This is a genomic window from Proteiniclasticum aestuarii (assembly GCF_017368455.1).
GTDB classification, from domain to species: domain Bacteria; phylum Bacillota; class Clostridia; order Clostridiales; family Clostridiaceae; genus Proteiniclasticum; species Proteiniclasticum aestuarii.
This window is the reverse complement of the sequence record NZ_JAFNJU010000010.1, coordinates 19353-35992: the sequence shown is the minus strand read 5'-3', so window position 1 is coordinate 35992 and position 16640 is coordinate 19353. Positions and strand designations below refer to the sequence as shown.

17 protein-coding genes are annotated in these 16640 nt (G+C 48.0%); 14 read left to right on the top strand and 3 right to left on the bottom strand.

Annotation, left to right across the window (positions count from 1 at the left end):
* Positions 1-34: 34 nt before the first annotated feature.
* Positions 35-2200 (bottom strand): family 2 glycosyl transferase, encoded by a 2166-nt coding sequence (locus tag J3A84_RS12510; protein WP_207600379.1) that lies wholly within the window; start codon positions 2198-2200, stop codon positions 35-37.
* A 124-nt stretch (positions 2201-2324) separates the two neighbouring features.
* Here J3A84_RS12510 and J3A84_RS12505 point away from each other — a divergent pair, with 124 nt between their 5' ends.
* From J3A84_RS12505 to J3A84_RS12460, 10 genes are all read left to right on the top strand, one after another.
* A complete protein-coding gene (locus J3A84_RS12505; protein ID WP_207600378.1) occupies positions 2325-3479 on the top strand; it encodes a HEAT repeat domain-containing protein in 1155 nt (384 codons plus the stop codon).
* A complete protein-coding gene (locus J3A84_RS12500; protein WP_207600377.1) occupies positions 3472-4896 on the top strand; it encodes a glycosyltransferase family 2 protein in 1425 nt (474 codons plus the stop codon). The genes J3A84_RS12505 and J3A84_RS12500 overlap by 8 nt, the downstream gene beginning before the upstream one ends.
* 131 nt (positions 4897-5027) lie before the next feature.
* Complete coding sequence (locus J3A84_RS12495; RefSeq protein WP_207600376.1) at positions 5028-5657, top strand: ABC transporter ATP-binding protein; 630 nt, start codon at positions 5028-5030, stop codon at positions 5655-5657.
* Positions 5657-6427, top strand: coding sequence for an ABC transporter permease (locus J3A84_RS12490; protein WP_242694212.1), 771 nt, complete (start codon positions 5657-5659; stop codon positions 6425-6427). Before J3A84_RS12495 ends, J3A84_RS12490 begins: the two co-directional genes overlap by 1 nt.
* A gap of 73 nt (positions 6428-6500) precedes the next feature.
* Positions 6501-6878: a DUF134 domain-containing protein gene (locus J3A84_RS12485; protein WP_207600375.1), complete on the top strand. Its 378-nt coding sequence runs from the start codon at positions 6501-6503 to the stop codon at positions 6876-6878.
* 1 nt (position 6879) lies between these two features.
* Entirely contained in the window at positions 6880-7680 is an 801-nt protein-coding gene (locus J3A84_RS12480; RefSeq protein WP_207600374.1) for an Mrp/NBP35 family ATP-binding protein, read from the top strand.
* A 16-nt stretch (positions 7681-7696) separates the two neighbouring features.
* Positions 7697-8083, top strand: a complete 387-nt coding sequence (locus J3A84_RS12475) for a NifB/NifX family molybdenum-iron cluster-binding protein (RefSeq protein WP_207600373.1) — start codon at positions 7697-7699, stop codon at positions 8081-8083.
* A gap of 246 nt (positions 8084-8329) precedes the next feature.
* On the top strand, positions 8330-8848 hold the full coding sequence (locus tag J3A84_RS12470) for a hypothetical protein (RefSeq protein WP_207600372.1): 519 nt from the start codon (positions 8330-8332) through the stop codon (positions 8846-8848).
* A 235-nt stretch (positions 8849-9083) separates the two neighbouring features.
* Entirely contained in the window at positions 9084-9701 is a 618-nt protein-coding gene (locus J3A84_RS12465; RefSeq protein WP_207600371.1) for a class I SAM-dependent methyltransferase, read from the top strand.
* Positions 9702-9968: 267 nt separating this feature from the next.
* Positions 9969-11264 (top strand): DEAD/DEAH box helicase, encoded by a 1296-nt coding sequence (locus tag J3A84_RS12460; RefSeq protein WP_207600370.1) that lies wholly within the window; start codon positions 9969-9971, stop codon positions 11262-11264.
* 61 nt (positions 11265-11325) lie between these two features.
* Here J3A84_RS12460 and J3A84_RS12455 read toward each other — a convergent pair whose 3' ends face one another.
* Positions 11326-11499 (bottom strand): hypothetical protein, encoded by a 174-nt coding sequence (locus tag J3A84_RS12455; RefSeq protein WP_207600369.1) that lies wholly within the window; start codon positions 11497-11499, stop codon positions 11326-11328.
* Positions 11500-11644: 145 nt separating this feature from the next.
* Between J3A84_RS12455 and J3A84_RS12450 the strand changes: the two genes are divergently transcribed.
* Entirely contained in the window at positions 11645-12238 is a 594-nt protein-coding gene (locus tag J3A84_RS12450) for a protein-L-isoaspartate(D-aspartate) O-methyltransferase (protein ID WP_207600368.1), read from the top strand.
* A gap of 96 nt (positions 12239-12334) precedes the next feature.
* Here the strand turns inward: J3A84_RS12450 and J3A84_RS12445 are convergent, their stop codons facing one another.
* Entirely contained in the window at positions 12335-12661 is a 327-nt protein-coding gene (locus tag J3A84_RS12445; RefSeq protein ID WP_207600367.1) for a cupin domain-containing protein, read from the bottom strand.
* A gap of 175 nt (positions 12662-12836) precedes the next feature.
* On the opposite strand from J3A84_RS12445, the gene J3A84_RS12440 reads away from it, so the two are divergent.
* The 3 genes from J3A84_RS12440 to J3A84_RS12430 all read left to right on the top strand — a co-directional run bounded on the left by J3A84_RS12440 (position 12837) and on the right by J3A84_RS12430 (position 16605).
* On the top strand, positions 12837-13385 hold the full coding sequence (locus J3A84_RS12440; RefSeq protein WP_207600366.1) for a GNAT family N-acetyltransferase: 549 nt from the start codon (positions 12837-12839) through the stop codon (positions 13383-13385).
* Between the two features lie 128 nt (positions 13386-13513).
* Positions 13514-14206: a molybdopterin-dependent oxidoreductase gene (locus tag J3A84_RS12435; protein WP_207600365.1), complete on the top strand. Its 693-nt coding sequence runs from the start codon at positions 13514-13516 to the stop codon at positions 14204-14206.
* Between the two features lie 5 nt (positions 14207-14211).
* Positions 14212-16605: an ATP-binding protein gene (locus J3A84_RS12430; RefSeq protein WP_242694210.1), complete on the top strand. Its 2394-nt coding sequence runs from the start codon at positions 14212-14214 to the stop codon at positions 16603-16605.
* Positions 16606-16640: the final 35 nt, after the last annotated feature.

Sequence of the window (16640 nt, the reverse complement as noted above, 5' to 3'; positions counted from 1 at the left end):
TCTGGACGTTTTCTGTTTGAGGGATACCTCATTATCAGTACTGAGAAAACAGTTTCTGAAGGATGGGATAGGATTTCTTCAGCCTCTCCTTCACCACCGGCTGTGTCCATTCATTCCAGGTATAGGTATGGAGATCCTCTTTTTTCAGGACACCATCTTCCTCTGGGACAGATGCACTGAAAGAGGCGCCTTTCAGGGATACAGCGGCAAAGGAAATCCCATCAATATTTCTGCGCGAGGACAGATCCTGCGCATAGACATCCCCCATGATTTCTTTGGTGCTGGGGTCGGTGAAGCCCAGGAGAAGCCATGGAATCCGGACTTCCAGAATCCCTTTCTCATGATCGATGTCGTAGTCCGACAGTGAATCATACTCCGGCGCATCCGGGTCAGAAATGCCTCTTCGCAGTTTTCCGGTCTCGTAATCCGAGAAGGGAACTGTTTCTTCTGTGAAAGGAATGGTGAGCTCCTTGTTCAGGGCAAGACGGATTTCATCGTAGTGGCCACTGTTTCTTTTTCCATCTGTGTCCCGCTGTGGAAGCATTTTGAGCTTATGGGCATAAAGATACTGGTGGATGTTGTAGTATCGGTCCACAAGGATTCTGGAGTCTTCCTCATCTCCTAAGCGGATGAGATACTCCATGCCCTCTTCTGTGGTGAGGTCCAGTCCCGGATGTCTGGTGTTTCCCTGGTCCGGATGGGTGTTTAGAAGAATCACGACCTCATCTTCTGGCGACATGGATTCCTGAAGTTCCAGAGACAGATAGAGATAACGCTCATCGTGGGTCATCTGAATCTTCCTGAAATCCGAGGAAAAGTCCCTATTCATTTCATAGACGGTTTTCTCTTCGACCTTTTTCCAGTCCTTCAGACGGCCGTCCGTATGGATCAGAAGGCGGTCGAAGCTGAGAATCCCGAACTGCTGCTCATTGGTCTGGGCATTGCTCCAGTAGGGCCTCCTGTCGGGATTGTCCAGGTCTATGGTGTTCCAGGTGCGTTTGAACCATTCATCCTGCCAGGAGAAGATGAGGCCGCCCAGATATCCTTCCGCTATGATGCTCTCATAAAGTGTGGACACAATCTCTCCCTGCTCTTCTTCACCCATGAATCCCTGGTTCCAGCCCTGCACATTCTCATGGGTGAGGCCCCTGGAGGCGGGAATGCCGAATTCGGCAATGAGCACAGGCATCTCATGCTCTTTTATCAGGTCACTGATGTACCCCGCATAGTTGTTCTTCTTGCCCTCCTGATCGGTATACTCTGTGTACTTCGGATCGAAATTCAGAAAATCCGGATAGTAGGGATAGACGTGATAGGAGGCGAAATAGTCTATGGTATCTGAAACGGGGAGGATGTGATTCGGATTCACGCTGACCATATCCTCCTCTTCAAAGGGCTCATAGGGATGATCCAGAAGATCCGTGGTGACCCAGTTGGTGAAACTCATGGGTCTTGCAGCTTTGTAGTGCTCCATTTCATAGACGGCTGTATGGTCCATCACATCCGCCAGGAAGTATTCAAAGCCGGTGGCGTTTTTCGTTGTGAAGAAGGCGCCTTCAAATTCACCCAGCTCGGTGTAGGTCTCATTGACGTTTCGGACCATATCCGGGAACCATTCGATGCCCAGAATCCATCCGATGACATAGGGAGACACATCCTTTGTGTAAGCCCCGCTGGCATGGCCAGGGCGCTCGGGGAGATGCGCATTTCCATGGATGAGATCCACCACGTTTCTGATTTCTTCCTTGAAGGGTTCATAGGATTCTTCTCCGAAGGCATCCAGGGTCTCAACCAGAGGCTCTTCATCAATCCAGACACCGTGGAAGAGATAGATCTTCTCCTTGTGATGAAGATTGTAGTCATAGAGCGCTTCATAGAAGGCAGGTGGATGGATGGTGTAGATTCTGATGGTATTGGCATTCATTTCGCCGATCATTTCCAGCCACCTGTAATACTCCTCATAGGAGATTCCAGCTTCGCCTGGCCAGGTTCCGGGTCTGGTCATCCCGATGTTCACCCCTTTCACGGTGAGATCGGTCCACGTTCCTCCTGAAAGGACCTGGAACCGATTCGCTTCCAGCTGAGCGGAGCGAAGGATTCCATCCGTAACTTCTGTCTCAGGTTCGTAGATGGGAGGGTTCAATACTGAATATATGGGAATGATCAAAAAGACTAGTAGTATGATAAGTATTTTTTTCATATAGTTCACATCCTAGAGTTTCATAAAAGTTGTTGTCTGTCAGCTCTTTTTAGCTTATCATGGAATTAGTTTTTGTACACGTTTATTTATCATTATTAAGATTATCTGTATTGGAGTATGAACTATGAATATAACAGAAATTGCTTTTTATGGCGTTCTGATACTGATCGCCATCAACCTGATCTTATTCTTCGCCCTGCTGATCAACAAAATCGTAAACAACAGAAAAGCGGAAGAAAACAAAAGACTTGCTGTTTTCTATGAGGCCATGATCTACCAGTATATAAGTGAAAAAGAAAAGGAAATACCGAAACCCAAGAATGCAGAGGAAAGGGGGATTCTGAAGAATATCATTCTGGACTCCTTCCTGAAATATGAACCCAGTACCCATGGGCATCTGAGAAAGATTGCCAGAGAAACGGGATTCGTAGAGGAGGAGATGAAGGCGCTTAAAAATCCTTCGGATCTACGAAAAGCTGTGGCAGCCTACGCTTTAGGAATCCTGAGAATCAGAGAAGCGCTGCCGCTTCTGAAGAAAATCCGAACGGACCAGAGAGAACTGTCTCAGTGCGTCACAAGAGCCCTGATCCAGATTGGGGGTACCGAAGAAATCGATCATGTCATCACCAACATGAAAAGTACGGATTATGCACAGAAGGCGAAAGTGCTGGAACTCTTGTCAGAAATCACGGAGGAAGACATTTTCCCCCAGATGGAAACCTACATGAAGGGAGAAGACCCTGTAAAGAAATCTCTGGCCATAGAAACCCTGGGCACAAGAAAAGATGTGCGTGTGAAGCCCTACATACGGGAAGGACTCTTTTCAGAGGAGAAGGAAGTGAAGATCTCCGCGCTGAAAGCGGCGATTTCCCTGAAGTGCTTTGACTGCGGGGAAATGAAGAACCTGCTTTCCGTGCTGCTGCAGGATAAGGACTGGGAGATTCGCGCATTCACAGCCAGAGCCATGAGTCATGCCGAGGATCCTGATGAGGAGGTTCTATCAGGACTCAAGAAGCTCATGGAAGATCCCAACTGGTTTGTGCGCTTCAATGCGTCAGAGAGTCTCTTTCAGCTTGGAGAAAAGGGCGTTTTAGCGCTTTCGGAAAACCTCTTCTCGACCGATTCCTTCGCCAGAGACAAAGCCTGGGGCATCATCAGTCGTGAGCTTGCGCTGTATGACCTGAGAGGAAGGATATCGGGATTCAGAAACGGAGATCAGATACTGGAGAACATAAACACATACAAGAAGAAAAAAATGGAGGTGAGAACGAATGCTTAAAGATGCTGTATTGGCCATTCTTGCTGGATTCAGTCAGTTCTCTCTGTATTATCTCATATTTATGAATGTGGTGAATTCACTGCTTCTGGCGCTGGCCTTAAGAGGAATCAGGCGTTATCGGGAAAATCTCAGGAGCTGGCCCTACAAGAAGATGATATCCTCGGTCTATGTTCCCCCAGTGTCCATACTGGTACCCTGCTACAATGAAGCCAAAACCATCGTGGACAACATCGAATCTCTGCTGGCCATCGAATACAGCCAGTTCGAGGTGGTGGTCATCAATGACGGGTCGAAAGATGACACCATGAAAACCCTCATCAGAGCCTTTGATCTGAAAAAGCTCGACAGTCCTTATAAAAAGGAAGTCCATACCAAGGATGTGAAGGGCATCTATCTTTCCTCAAAGAGAATCAATCTCAAGGTGGTGGACAAGGTCAACGGAGGGAAGGCCGATGCCCTGAATGCGGGGATAAATGTGGCAAAGTATCCGCTTTTCACCGCCATCGATGCGGACAGCATCCTGGAGAAGAACTCTCTCCTTAAGGTGGTGAGACCCTTCATTGATGATCCGGAGCGCGTTGTGGCCAGCGGCGGAATCGTCCGAGTTCTCAACGGATCCAAGGTGAAAAGCGGGTTCATTGAAGAGGTGGGGCTTTCCAGAAAAGCGCTTCCGACCTTTCAGACCATCGAATATCTCCGGGCCTTTCTCTTCGGCAGGATGGGCTGGAGCGAACTGGACAGTCTTCTGATCGTTTCAGGCGCTTTCGGTGTGTTCAGAAAAAGCATCGTGCTGAAGGTGGGGGGATATACGGAGAACACCATCGGGGAGGATATGGAACTGATCCTGAAGATGCACAGACAGATGAGACAGGAGGAGAAGGACTATGAAATCGTCTTTGTACCGGACCCGGTCTGCTGGACTCAGGCTCCCGAGGATCTGAAATCGCTGAAGGGACAGAGAATAAGGTGGCACAGAGGGCTCATGGATTCCCTGCTGAGTAACCGTTCCATGATCCTCAATCCGAAGTATGGCGTCATCGGTCTTGTGGCCATGCCCTACTATTTCCTTATCGAAATGCTGGGACCTGTGGTGGAGATTCTAGGCTATATTTCTGTCATCGGATCTCTTTTTCTGGGGATTCTCAATGTGGAGTTTGCCCTTTTGTACTTCACCTTTGCGGTGCTTTACGGCATCTTCCTTTCCATCACCTCTGTGATGCTGGAGGAATACAATTTCATGAAATATGACAAGATTTCTGATTATCTCAGGATGATGCTTTATGCGGTCCTGGAGAATTTCGGGTACAGGCAGCTGACCACCTGGTGGAGACTGCGGGCCTTCTTCGGTTACAGACCGAAGAAGAATCAGTGGGGAACCATTGAGCGGAAAGAGTTCAATACAAAAATCACAACCTGAAGGACTGAATGAGACCAGAGCGTCACGCTCTGGTCGATATTTTTACAATGCATCATAGAAGAACGAATTTTTCATGATTGTGTTAAACTATTTTTATATATGAAAATAACAAAAGAAAGAGTGAGGGAAGCATGGATATAATTTTTGCGATCGAAAAACCCAAGTTCGGTGGAATTCTCGAGTATCCTAAAATGGAAATCAGCTCGGGGAACACCACATTCATTCAGGGTGCCAGTGGAGCGGGGAAGAGTACCCTTCTGAAACTCCTGAACGCCACCTTGACTCCGGAAGAAGGAGAAATCTACTATGAGGGTAAGGACATCAGTGAGATGGATACCATCGAGCTTAGAAAGGAAGTCATTCTCATCGGGCAGAATGTCTATCTTTTTGATGAAACCATCAGAGAGAATTTCAGAATGTACTATGCGTACCGCGATCTCCCTGCTCCCGATGATGAGACCATGAAGAAATACCTGAAGCTCTGCCATGCGGATTTCAGGCTGGAGGAGTCCTGTGTGAGGCTATCGGGCGGTGAGCGGCAGAGAATCTATATCGCCATCTGCATTTCCTTCCTGCCCAAGGTCATCATGATGGATGAACCTACATCGGCGCTGGATGCCTCCACGGCTGGAAAGGTTCTTGGCAATCTGAAAGCATTCTGCAGAGAGAACGGGATCACCATGATTGTGGTGAGTCATGATGAGAAGCTCTCTGAGGACTATGCCGATGAAGTAATCACCATTGAAAGGAGGGAAAACTGATGGGTGTCGTAGAAATCAACCTGGCTCAATTCGCGCTGATCTATGTGCTTCTTCTCGTGGTGCTCTTCATCATGAAGAAATCAAAGATCAATCAGTCCAAGCTCCTTGTTGTGGCCAGCTTCAGAATGACGGTGCAGCTGGTTCTGGCGGGACTTGTTCTGACCTATATCCTGGAAAATCCTCATCCGTTGTTCACCGTGGCCTACATCATCGCCATGACCACTTTCGCCACCATCAGAGTGCTGAACCAGAACAAAGAGCTCAATAAGAAGTTCAAGCTGGCCATCGGACTTTCCCTGGCTGGATCGGGTACGCTGATCGTATTCTTCTTTGTTCAGATTGTTGTGGGCATGGACTTCTTCAATCCTCAGTACACGATTCCCCTCAGCGGTATGATCTTCGGAAATGCCATGACCGGGCTTTCACTGGCACTGAAGTCCTTCAATGAGAATCTCAAGGCGCAGAGAAGTCGTGTGGAATCACTTCTGTACCTGGGCGTGACGCCAAAGAAGATCCTGCTTCCCTTTGTGAACAATGCGCTGGAAACTGCGCTGGTTCCGACCATGAACAGGATGATGGGTATGGGCATCATTTCTCTCCCTGGTATGATGACTGGACAGATCCTATCCGGAACCCTTCCCATGACCGCGATTCTGTATCAGATCGCCATCATGATCGCCATCACGGCTGTGGTGTGTCTGGCTGTTTTCGCTGCGCTTATCTTCGGGTATAAGACACTCTACAATGACAGAAATCAGATCACAATCTAGAAAATTGATTATTGACATATGTCGATAATGGAGTAGAATAAGAACAGAAGCTTGAAAGGAAGGCGAGAGAAACATGCCAAGACCGGTGAAATGGAGAAAAGTCTGCTGCATGCCTGAATACAACCGATTTGGTCCCAAGGGCATCAGGAACATGGATTCCGAGATCATTGAAATGACGGTGGATGAGTATGAGACCATAAGGCTCATGGATCAGGAGAAAATGACCCAGGAGGAATGTGCCAATGTCATGGGCGTAGCCAGAACCACAGTGCAGAGCATCTATGTTTCAGCCAGGAACAAGATTGCTCAGATGCTGGTATTCGGTCTGGATATGCATATCCAGGGTGGTGAAATCCGTCTTTCGGAAGATGCTGAAAGAAAGTGCAGCTGTAGAAGTGATTCTGAAGACTGCCGTGGTAGAAGAAAACGGATGCAGAGGGAGAAGGAATAAAATGATTGAAATATCCAATGAAAAGAAAGAAAAGAAGTACGATTTCAACATCAAGACCAATGCCCTGAGCAGTTTCAAGCATGTCATTGGTGTGGTCAGCGGAAAAGGCGGTGTGGGGAAATCCTCCGTGACAGCCATGATGGCAGTGGAGATGAACAGAAAAGGCTATCGCACAGCGGTGCTGGATGCGGACATCACAGGTCCCTCCATCCCCAAGACCTTTGGCATCAAAGGAAAGGCCATGGCGACGGAGCATGGTGTCATGCCCGTGGAAACAAGAACGGGCATCGAGCTCATGTCCATCAATCTGCTGCTTGAAAACGAAACGGACCCGGTGGTCTGGAGAGGACCGATTCTGGCCAATACGGTAAAGCAGTTCTTTTCGGATGTGGTCTGGGGAGAAAATGACTTTCTTTTCATCGATATGCCTCCTGGCACAGGAGATGTGCCCCTGACGGTATTTCAGTCCATCACCATGGATGGCATCATCATCGTGACCAGCCCACAGGAACTGGTATCCATGGTGGTATCCAAAGCCGTGAAGATGGCTGATATGATGAACATCAAGGTCCTGGGCGTGGTGGAGAACTACTCTCATTTCACCTGCCCTGATACCGGAAAAGAGTATAAGATCTTCGGTGAAAGTCACCTGGATGAGATTTCCAGAGAGTATGGCCTGGAGATTCTGGGTAAGATTTCCATTGACCCGAATCTAGCCGAAGCCTGCGACAAAGGTGAGATTGAGCGTCATATGAGCGGAGAATTTACGGCAATAGCAGATAAACTTGATGAAATGCTGTAGGCAGGAGGAGAAAATCATGAGAATAGCAGTTGCGAAAACAGGTGGAGTCATCGCGCCACATTTTGGTCACAGTGAAGGGTTCGACATCTTCGAAGTAAAGGAAAATGAAATCCTGTCCACGGAGTTCATCACAAGTCCCGAGCACAGACATGGTGCCATGCCCTTGTTCCTCGGAGAGCAGAACATTCATGTGCTCATTGCCGGAGGGCTGGGGCAAAATGCTGTGGCTAAGCTTTCGGAGAGAGGGATTGAAGTGATATCGGGCATCTCCGGTCACCCCACGGATGCGGTGAGAAAGTATGTGGAAGGCAGTCTTTCCACCACAGGCGTACCTTGCAGCGGGCATGACCATAATCATGATCATCACGGAGGTGGCGGATGCGGCGGCCATCACGGTAGATAGAGTAGGAAGATCTGCGAAAACCTTTGTGTTTTCACAGATCTTTTTTTGTATTCTTTCAAATTCAAGGATATTCAAATTGGAAAGAAAATTATATAATCTATATAAGAATGGTGAGGGTCTGAATTAGTGTGACCAGACCCTTCAGAAAATACCTAAAGCTAGAATGCAGGACAAGCCCAATGAAGAAATCTAGAAGAACGGATATCGATGAAAAGCACAAGAAAAAAACGATGGGAGGAAAGGTCCATGAAAAAATGGCTCTATGCAATGATTATTGTGATTGTTCTAGCCGCCGCATTCACCGCAAATTATTTGACCAGCAGCTTCAGTCTGGGGGACTCCACAAAGCTTTCCAGGGAAGCATTGGACATCGGTGAAAACTACTATCTGAGCTATGGACTGCACTGGGAGGGCTATCTGCGTCCGGAGATGATTGAACTCGATATGCGCAGCAAAGACGGTTCCCTCATCAGCAAGATGCATGATCAGGTTGAAGTGGAGTATTTCATCGATAAGAAGAAGCATACAGGGGCAATGGACGAGTCGGAATATCAGAAGTACCGGTCAGAAGGCCTCATTGACTATGTGCTGGTTCAGGATGCCCCCGTGGAGGAAGACAACCAGCTGGTGCTGAGAGTCCTTGTTAAGAATGAAGCGTATATTGAAACAGTGGATACCATGATCCTAAGGTATAAGATCCTTGGTATTCCGAAGGAGCAGATTCTGAAGTTTGATGGTTTTCTTGAAATGGAAGAAGACTTTTGATTTTGCGAATCGTTTTTCAGAAACTGCAGAATAACTGAAAAGAGGAACGGGGAGATGCGAAGAAAAGCATTGATCCCGTTCCTTTTCTAATCTCATGGCATAGGAACATACCGTTAAGCAGGTTATAGGTCATGTTCAGATTTTTCTCTTTACTTCCTTCTCTTCTCGTCCTATAATGGCAGAAAATGAGCAGTAAATGGCGTGTGATCCTATGAATGAAATGGAGGATGGAGTCATGGAGAAATCGAAGAAAAAGCTGTTTGATAAAATCGCCCCGATCTATGGCATGTTTTATGAGATTCAGAAAAAGAACTATGCCTTTGTACCTGAAATGATGGAGAAAGAAGGCATCTTTCCCCCTATGCAGATATTGGATCTGGGGTGTGGAACCGGTGCGCTTTTATCGGTTCTCGAGCATGCAGGCTACCAGGCCACAGGCATAGACCCCGCCAGGGATATGCTGAAAGTGGCCATGTGGAAGACCAGAAAGCAGAACATCCGGTTTCATCATATGAAGAATCCGGCCAGGCTTCCTTTTGAGGACAACAGTTTTGATGCTGTCATCAGTTCCTATGTGCTGCATGGCATGCCGGAAGAGGAGCGGCGAGTTCTCTATGAAGAAATGAAGAGAGTTTCCAGAAGAAAAGTGATCATACACGACTTCAACGAAAAACGCGCCCTGCACATCAGTGTTGTTGAATATCTGGAGAAGGGTGACTATTTCCGGTTCATCAAGGTAGCCCGGAAAGAAATGAGCGAAGTCTTCGGCGAGGTGAAGGTGACTCATGTGGGCAAAAACGCCGCCTGGTATGTGATGAATGTGAAGGAACCCAGAATCTACGCGGATCAATGAGAAAACAGAGACGGATGCTCTCCTGAAAAGAAAAGAAAGCATTTTTCAGGAAAGTATGTTATAGTAATCAAAGCGACTTTTTTAGGTAGTGACCATCCATGTGCTTTTTATGAAGTATTTTGCAGCTGGTCATCAGAAATAAATGAGATTCAATGTATGGGAACGCATTGCGCGTTCCTCTTTTTGTTCATTTCTGAGCATACCGGTGAGATAAAAAAGGCTGAATAAAAAAGACATGACAGGATTGTCATGCTGAAGGAGTATATATTGTTATTTACAGAAATGAACCTGACCCTGCCCATACAGAAAGCCTTGAAGGATGAAGGGTACAGTGAAGCCACCCCCATCCAGGAGCAGTCCATTCCAAAGCTTCTGGAAGGAAAAGACCTTTTAGGCTGTGCCCAGACAGGAACCGGAAAGACAGCAGCCTTTGCGCTGCCGATTCTGGAGGCGCTGTCCAAGAATCAGACCTTTAACGGGAAGAGAAAGATCCGAGCGCTGGTTCTGGCACCTACCAGAGAACTGGCCATACAGATCAGCGATAACTTCAAGAATTACAGCAGATATCTGAATCTGAAGACCACCGTGATTTTCGGAGGAGTTTCACAGAATCCCCAGACAGCAACTTTAGGCAGAGGCATCGATGTTCTCGTTGCCACACCAGGAAGACTGCTGGATCTCATTTCCCAGAAGTTCATCAATCTCTCCCAGGTGGAACACTTTGTGCTGGACGAAGCGGATATGATGCTGGATATGGGGATGCTTCATGACGTGAAGAAAATCATTTCCTATCTTCCTCAGAAAAGACAGACCCTCTTTTTCTCGGCCACCATGCCGAAGGAAATCGAAGTGCTGGCCAACACCATCCTGCACAGACCGGAGAAAGTCACCATCACTCCGGTGGCATCCACAGTGGATACCATCAGCCAGTCGGTCTATCATGTGAACAAGAAGAACAAGATTCATCTTCTGACGGATCTTCTGGGTTCCATAGACATGGACAGAGTTCTTGTGTTTTCCAGAACCAAGCATGGTGCGGACAAGATCGTGAAAGCCCTGGAGAAGATGAAATTCAAAGCCCAGGCCATTCACGGCAACAAGTCTCAGAATGCAAGGCAGCTGGCACTGAAGAACTTCAAGGATCGTGAAACAAGAATACTTGTGGCCACGGACATCGCTGCCCGAGGCATCGATGTGGAGGAGCTTTCCCATGTGATCATCTTCGATCTTCCTGAAGTGGCAGAAACCTATGTACACCGTATCGGGCGTACAGGCAGAGCCGGACTTGGCGGAGTTGCCTTGTCCTTCTGTGATTCTGCCGAGCAACATCTCCTGAGAGACATCGAGAAGCTCATCGGAAAGAAGATCGGTGTGGTGGCGGAGCACAGCTATCCTCTCATGGACCTCCCGGAAGAAGAGACCACCGAGAAGAGATATGTTCCTGCTAAAAAGAGCAGCAGCCAGGGCGGTTATGGGAAGCGCTCCAGTGAAAAGAATGCTGCCAGAAGAGACAGCAGCAGAGGACAGAAGAATCAGTACGGAAAAAAGAACAAGGCAGTATAAAGAGCATCTGCACGAAGAAAAAGGCAATCCCCCTGGGGAATGCCTTTTTCTGGTTTTTCGTCTATTTTTCTCTCATGGTGCCGGATTCTGGTGCTTCCGAGGGTGCGCTTTTCGCATCATCTTTCGCTGCGCCTTCTGGCTGAGAGGGGTCTATTTCCTGCCGGATGGTACCGGACTCTGGTGCTTCATAGAATTTTGGTTTCTGTTCTTTATTTTCGTTCTTTTCCACTGACATCACACATCTCCTTAGATTTTCTATTCTGATTTTATTATAAGACCGGAATTCTAACCGGATGTGTAGATTCTTTGAACTTTAGGTGAAAGATGTTGAGGTTCATTGGAATTGAGATTATATTGAAGGAGAAGAAGGAGGGACTCATATGGATTATGATAAACTGGAAGCCTATTTTCTTTCTCTGGACCGGTCGCTGTTTCTGGAAGGTGAATACAGAAAGCTCTCGGAGATGAATCAGCCGCTGCCCATCGGATTCGGACAGACCATTTCGCAGCCTACGCTGGTGCTTATGATGACCTATATGCTGGATCCTGATGAAAGGTGCAGGGTGCTGGAGATCGGAACGGGTTCAGGATTTCAGACTGCGCTTCTTTCCGCCTTTTCAGAAGAGGTCTACACCGTGGAGCGGATACCCGAGCTGTCAGAAAAAGCCAGGAGAAGACTGGATGCCATGGGATACAGGAATATCTTCTACAGAATCGGTGACGGAAGTGACGGATGGAAAGAGCATGCACCCTATGACCGGATCATGGTCACCGCCGCCGCCTCGAAGATTCCAGACGAACTTCTTCACCAGCTGAATAGAGGCGGAAAGATGCTGATTCCGGTGGGACCGGAGAATCTGCAGGAGCTTCTGCTTGTGAGAAAGAACCAGGACGAAACGGTGGAAGTGGAGACCGTGGAATGGGTGAGATTTGTGGAGATGAAAGGGAAATACGGATGGAACAGGAAAGAGTGAAAAAGAACCCTCCCAAAGAATTAGAAAGCATGCGCTTTAGATTTTCTTCGGGAGGGTTCTCTATGAGGGGAGATCTGGAGACAGCGAATCTGATTTCTAGTCTTCTTTGTACTCTACGGGTGTAGGTGCCTTGATGACGAATAGCTCCAGCACTTCATCATGGCTGTTGCCTACATTCATTTTCACTTTGTTGGGAATGTTCAGCATCTGCCCTCTTGCATAGTCATGGGGCTTTTGATCATCCAGCTGGATGGTCAGTGTTCCACGGACAATGATCATATAGACGTTGGAATTGGAGAAATGCTCTGGCAGGCCCTGTCCCTTTGGAAATACCATGTGGTTGATCATGGCCACGGGATGGTCCAGCAGTTTTTCCACCTTTTTATCATCGGCTAATGAATAGTCATATACGGTTTCAATCATTATTTGCGCGCTCCTTTTTGAACACATTTTTTTCAGTATACCGCATCTGAAAAGAAAAGAGAGTTACTGTGGTAACGAACAGGTTTTGAAGAATGTTAATGAATCGTATCTATGATTCAGGGTCATATTGGGGTAAGATAAGGGTAAGAAGATATGGAAATGGGGTGGAGTAGATATGGTCCTTGAAACGAAAAGACTGGTTCTGAGAAGATTTGAAGAGAAGGATCTTGCGGATTTCCATCACTATGCAAAGGATCCGGAGGTGGGTCCTTCCGCTGGATGGAAGCCCCATGAAAGCATGGAGGAATCAGAAGACATCCTGCAAAGCTTCATGAAAAGCGCTGATATATTCGCCATGGAGCACAAAGAGGATAAAAGAGTCATCGGTTCACTGGGGCTTCATGAAGACAGAAAGAGAGACTACAAAGGTGCGCTGATGTTGGGCTACGCCATGGGCAAAGAGTACTGGGGACAGGGGCTCATGACCGAAGCGGTGGAAGCTCTTCTGGAGTATGCATTTTTTCAGCTGGACAAAAAGATCATCTCCGCCTATCATTATCCCTTCAACAAGCGTTCAGGAAGAGTGCTGGTCAAAGCGGGATTTATATTGGAAGGAACACTGAGGATGGCATCCGCTCTTTATGATGGTCAGGTGGTGGATGATGTGTGTTATGCAATTACCAGAGAAGAGTTTGAGAGCAGTAGAGAAAAACGGAAACAATAAGATAGAAGATCCATGAAAACAGAACGCTGTCCAGGCAGCAAGTAACGTCATCATGAAGCATGCATTCACCCTGGACAGAGGATATACTTTGTCTTCGGGTGTTTTTTTTAGAAAGAAGGGAGAAGAGAATGAAAGGAAAGAAGATCATACTATCAGTGATGACGGCACTGCTTTTACTGGCATCTGCAGGCTGCGGGGAGCAGGCAGAGATCAATAGAGAATATGGAGACATCATGGCAAGGGCCACGGAAGACCGCTTTTCAGCCATGGAGATCAGGGAGTATAAAGGCGTGAGACTGGATCCATCCATCGGTCCGAGAGATAATTCCATAACAGGGATCCAGAGCGTGAATATGGAGGAATATAAGCTTTCCGTCACGGGCCTTGTGGAGACCGTCACGGAATATACCTATGAGGAGGTCCTCGAGTATCCTTCGGTGGAGAAGCTCATCACGCTATACTGTGTGGAAGGATGGGATGCGACCATCTTATGGGAAGGCGTCCGGATTGCGGATCTTCTGGAAAAGGCGGGACCTCTGGATGATGGAAAGATCCTTGTTTTCAAGTGTCATGATGGATACACTACATCCATGCCGCTTTCTGAAATCCTGGAGAAGGATATGATTTTAGCATACAGCTCCAACGGAGAAGCTCTTCCGGAGCCCATGGGATACCCCTTTATCGTGGTGGCGGAGGACAAGCTGGGCTATAAATGGGCCAGATGGGTTGTGGAGATTGAGGTTTCGGATGATGTGGATTATGAAGGTACCTGGGAAAGAAGAGGCTATGACAATGAAGCGGACGTTTCATTTGAGGAGTGATAGAAATGGAGAAATACACAGTACCAATTGAGCGATTGAGAAAAATATGCGACGTGGAGCAGGAAATCGGGCGGTTCGGCAACACCCGTGAACTGGATGCCACAGAAGGCGTCATCGGTCAGGACAGAGCGGTCCTTGCCATGGAGTTCGGCCTGGCCATGGATGCGCCTGGATATAACATCTTTGTGGTGGGCCCTCATGGAACAGGCAAGAGCACCTATACGGAAGCCATCGTGGAGAAAGCATCAGAGCGCATGAGAAATCTTCCGAAAGACTGGTGCTACATCCACAACTTCAGAGATGAAGACAGGCCGAGAATCATAGCGTTTCCGGCAGGTACAGGAAGAGTCTTCCAGAATGATATGCATGACCTGGTGGAGGATCTCAGGGAGCTGGTATCCAAGGCTTTTGAAGATGGTGAGTATGAGGAGAAAAGGGACCACATCATATTATCTCTTCAGGAGAAACTGGACCGGCAGTTCAATTCCATGAAGGAGGAAGCGAAGAAAGAGGGCTTCGATATGAAGCCGGTTCCTCCGAGATTCGTGTTCATTCCTCTGAAAGACGGGAAACAGATGCTGCCTGAAGTATTCGAGAAGCTTACACCGGAGGAGAAGAAGCAGCTGGATGAGAAGGGACGAAAGCTTACGAAATCTCTGGATGAGACGCTGAAGGAAAGTCAGCGACTGGAGGATCAGGCGAAGGAGGATATGCGGGAGCTGGAGCAGAGCATCGCTCTGTCTGTGATCCGACCCAGGGTGGAGATCGTCAAAGAAAAGTACAAGGCCTATGACAAAGTGATGACCTATATGGAGGAGCTGATTGAAGATGCGGCCTACCATCACAAGGCTTTTCTGCAGTCCCAGCAGCCGGAGAAGGAGAAGGAAACCAGTCCCTTCACTCCGGAGGAGAAGAACCCGCTCCAGAAATATGCGGTGAATGTCTTCGTGAACAATGAGACCTGCGAAAGCGCACCGGTGGTCATTGAGCCGAACCCCAATTACTACAATCTTTTCGGAAAGCTGGAATACAAGAGCCACATGCTTTCCATGAGCACGGATTTCACTATGCTGAGGCCTGGTGCCATCCATCGTGCCAATGGTGGATTTCTCATCCTCCAGATCAAGGATGTGCTGAGAGATGCCTATGCATGGGAAACCCTGAAGAAAGCCATCGAGCATCAGAAGGCTGTGGTGGAGAACATAGGAGAAGAGTATCGCCTTGTGCCTGCGGGCACCATAAGGCCTGAGCCTGTTCCGCTGGATCTCAAGATCATCATCATTTCCGATCCTGAAATCTACTATCTTCTTTATGCCTATGATGAGGATCTGAAGAGGTTGTTCAAAGTCCGGGTGGATTTTGATGTGGATATGCCCAGAACCTCGGAGAATCTCAAGGAGTATGCATCCTTTGTGACCACACTGACTAAAAAGGAGAATCTGCTTCCCTTCAAGGGAGACGCTCTGGGCAAGGTCATTGAATACGGGTCACGAATCGCTGGAGACCAGAACCGGTTATCCACCCGATTCAACAAAGTGACGGAAGTGATCTATGAAGCCGAAGCTCTGGCAAAGAGCCGCGGGAATAGTGAAGTGGATGAATCCCATGTCATGGAGGCGGTGAAGGAGAGAATCCGGCGTGAAAACAGGCTGGAGGAGAGAATCAGAGAACAGATTCTGGAAGGAAAAGTCATCATTCATACGGAAGGGGAAGAAGTGGGCCAGATCAACGGACTGTCGGTCCTGGATACAGGTGGATACGCCTTCGGCATGCCTACCCGAATCACCGCCAGAACCTATGCGGGAGACCAGGGTGTCATCAACATCGAGCGGGAAACCAAGATGAGTGGAAGCATTCATACGAAAGGGGTTCTGACCCTGTCCGGTTTTCTGGGCGGCGTTTTTGCCCAGAAGTTCCCCCTGGGTCTTACAGCACAAGTGACTTTTGAACAGTCCTATGGCGGAGTGGAAGGAGACAGCGCATCCAGTGCAGAGCTCTATGCTATCTTGTCGAGTCTTTCCGACGTACCGCTGACTCAGGCCATCGCAGTGACAGGGTCTGTGGACCAGAGAGGTGAAATTCAGCCCATAGGAGGCGTTACGGAAAAAATCGAAGGATTCTTTGATGTATGCAAAGCCAAAGGACTCACCGGAGGGCAGGGCGTCATGATACCAGTTCAGAACATAGATAATCTCATGCTGAAAGATGAAGTCATCGCAGCTGTGGAAGCAGGGGTTTTCAGAATCTATGCAGTCAGAAGCATCGATGAAGGCATTGAAGTGCTCACAGGCATGCCATCTGGAAGAAAGAAGGATGGCGGATACACCGAGGGCAGTGTTTTTGACCGGGCGAACAGAAAACTGCAGAGTTTTACCGAAGCGCTGAAAACACTCAGATAGTACGCTGAATCAGATAAACGAGATACCGGATCTCA

Excerpts from the sequence above, each read along its gene's own strand:
- J3A84_RS12510 (WP_207600379.1), bottom strand. The coding sequence starts at position 2,200 with ATGAAAAAAATACTTATCATACTACTAGTCTTTTTGATCATTCCCATA.
- J3A84_RS12505 (WP_207600378.1), top strand. The coding sequence starts at position 2,325 with ATGAATATAACAGAAATTGCTTTTTATGGCGTTCTGATACTGATCGCC.
- J3A84_RS12500 (WP_207600377.1), top strand. The coding sequence starts at position 3,472 with ATGCTTAAAGATGCTGTATTGGCCATTCTTGCTGGATTCAGTCAGTTC.
- J3A84_RS12495 (WP_207600376.1), top strand. The coding sequence starts at position 5,028 with ATGGATATAATTTTTGCGATCGAAAAACCCAAGTTCGGTGGAATTCTC.
- J3A84_RS12490 (WP_242694212.1), top strand. The coding sequence starts at position 5,657 with ATGGGTGTCGTAGAAATCAACCTGGCTCAATTCGCGCTGATCTATGTG.
- J3A84_RS12485 (WP_207600375.1), top strand. The coding sequence starts at position 6,501 with ATGCCAAGACCGGTGAAATGGAGAAAAGTCTGCTGCATGCCTGAATAC.
- J3A84_RS12480 (WP_207600374.1), top strand. The coding sequence starts at position 6,880 with ATGATTGAAATATCCAATGAAAAGAAAGAAAAGAAGTACGATTTCAAC.
- J3A84_RS12475 (WP_207600373.1), top strand. The coding sequence starts at position 7,697 with ATGAGAATAGCAGTTGCGAAAACAGGTGGAGTCATCGCGCCACATTTT.
- J3A84_RS12470 (WP_207600372.1), top strand. The coding sequence starts at position 8,330 with ATGAAAAAATGGCTCTATGCAATGATTATTGTGATTGTTCTAGCCGCC.
- J3A84_RS12465 (WP_207600371.1), top strand. The coding sequence starts at position 9,084 with ATGGAGAAATCGAAGAAAAAGCTGTTTGATAAAATCGCCCCGATCTAT.
- J3A84_RS12455 (WP_207600369.1), bottom strand. The coding sequence starts at position 11,499 with ATGTCAGTGGAAAAGAACGAAAATAAAGAACAGAAACCAAAATTCTAT.
- J3A84_RS12450 (WP_207600368.1), top strand. The coding sequence starts at position 11,645 with ATGGATTATGATAAACTGGAAGCCTATTTTCTTTCTCTGGACCGGTCG.
- J3A84_RS12445 (WP_207600367.1), bottom strand. The coding sequence starts at position 12,661 with ATGATTGAAACCGTATATGACTATTCATTAGCCGATGATAAAAAGGTG.
- J3A84_RS12440 (WP_207600366.1), top strand. The coding sequence starts at position 12,837 with ATGGTCCTTGAAACGAAAAGACTGGTTCTGAGAAGATTTGAAGAGAAG.
- J3A84_RS12435 (WP_207600365.1), top strand. The coding sequence starts at position 13,514 with ATGAAAGGAAAGAAGATCATACTATCAGTGATGACGGCACTGCTTTTA.
- J3A84_RS12430 (WP_242694210.1), top strand. The coding sequence starts at position 14,212 with ATGGAGAAATACACAGTACCAATTGAGCGATTGAGAAAAATATGCGAC.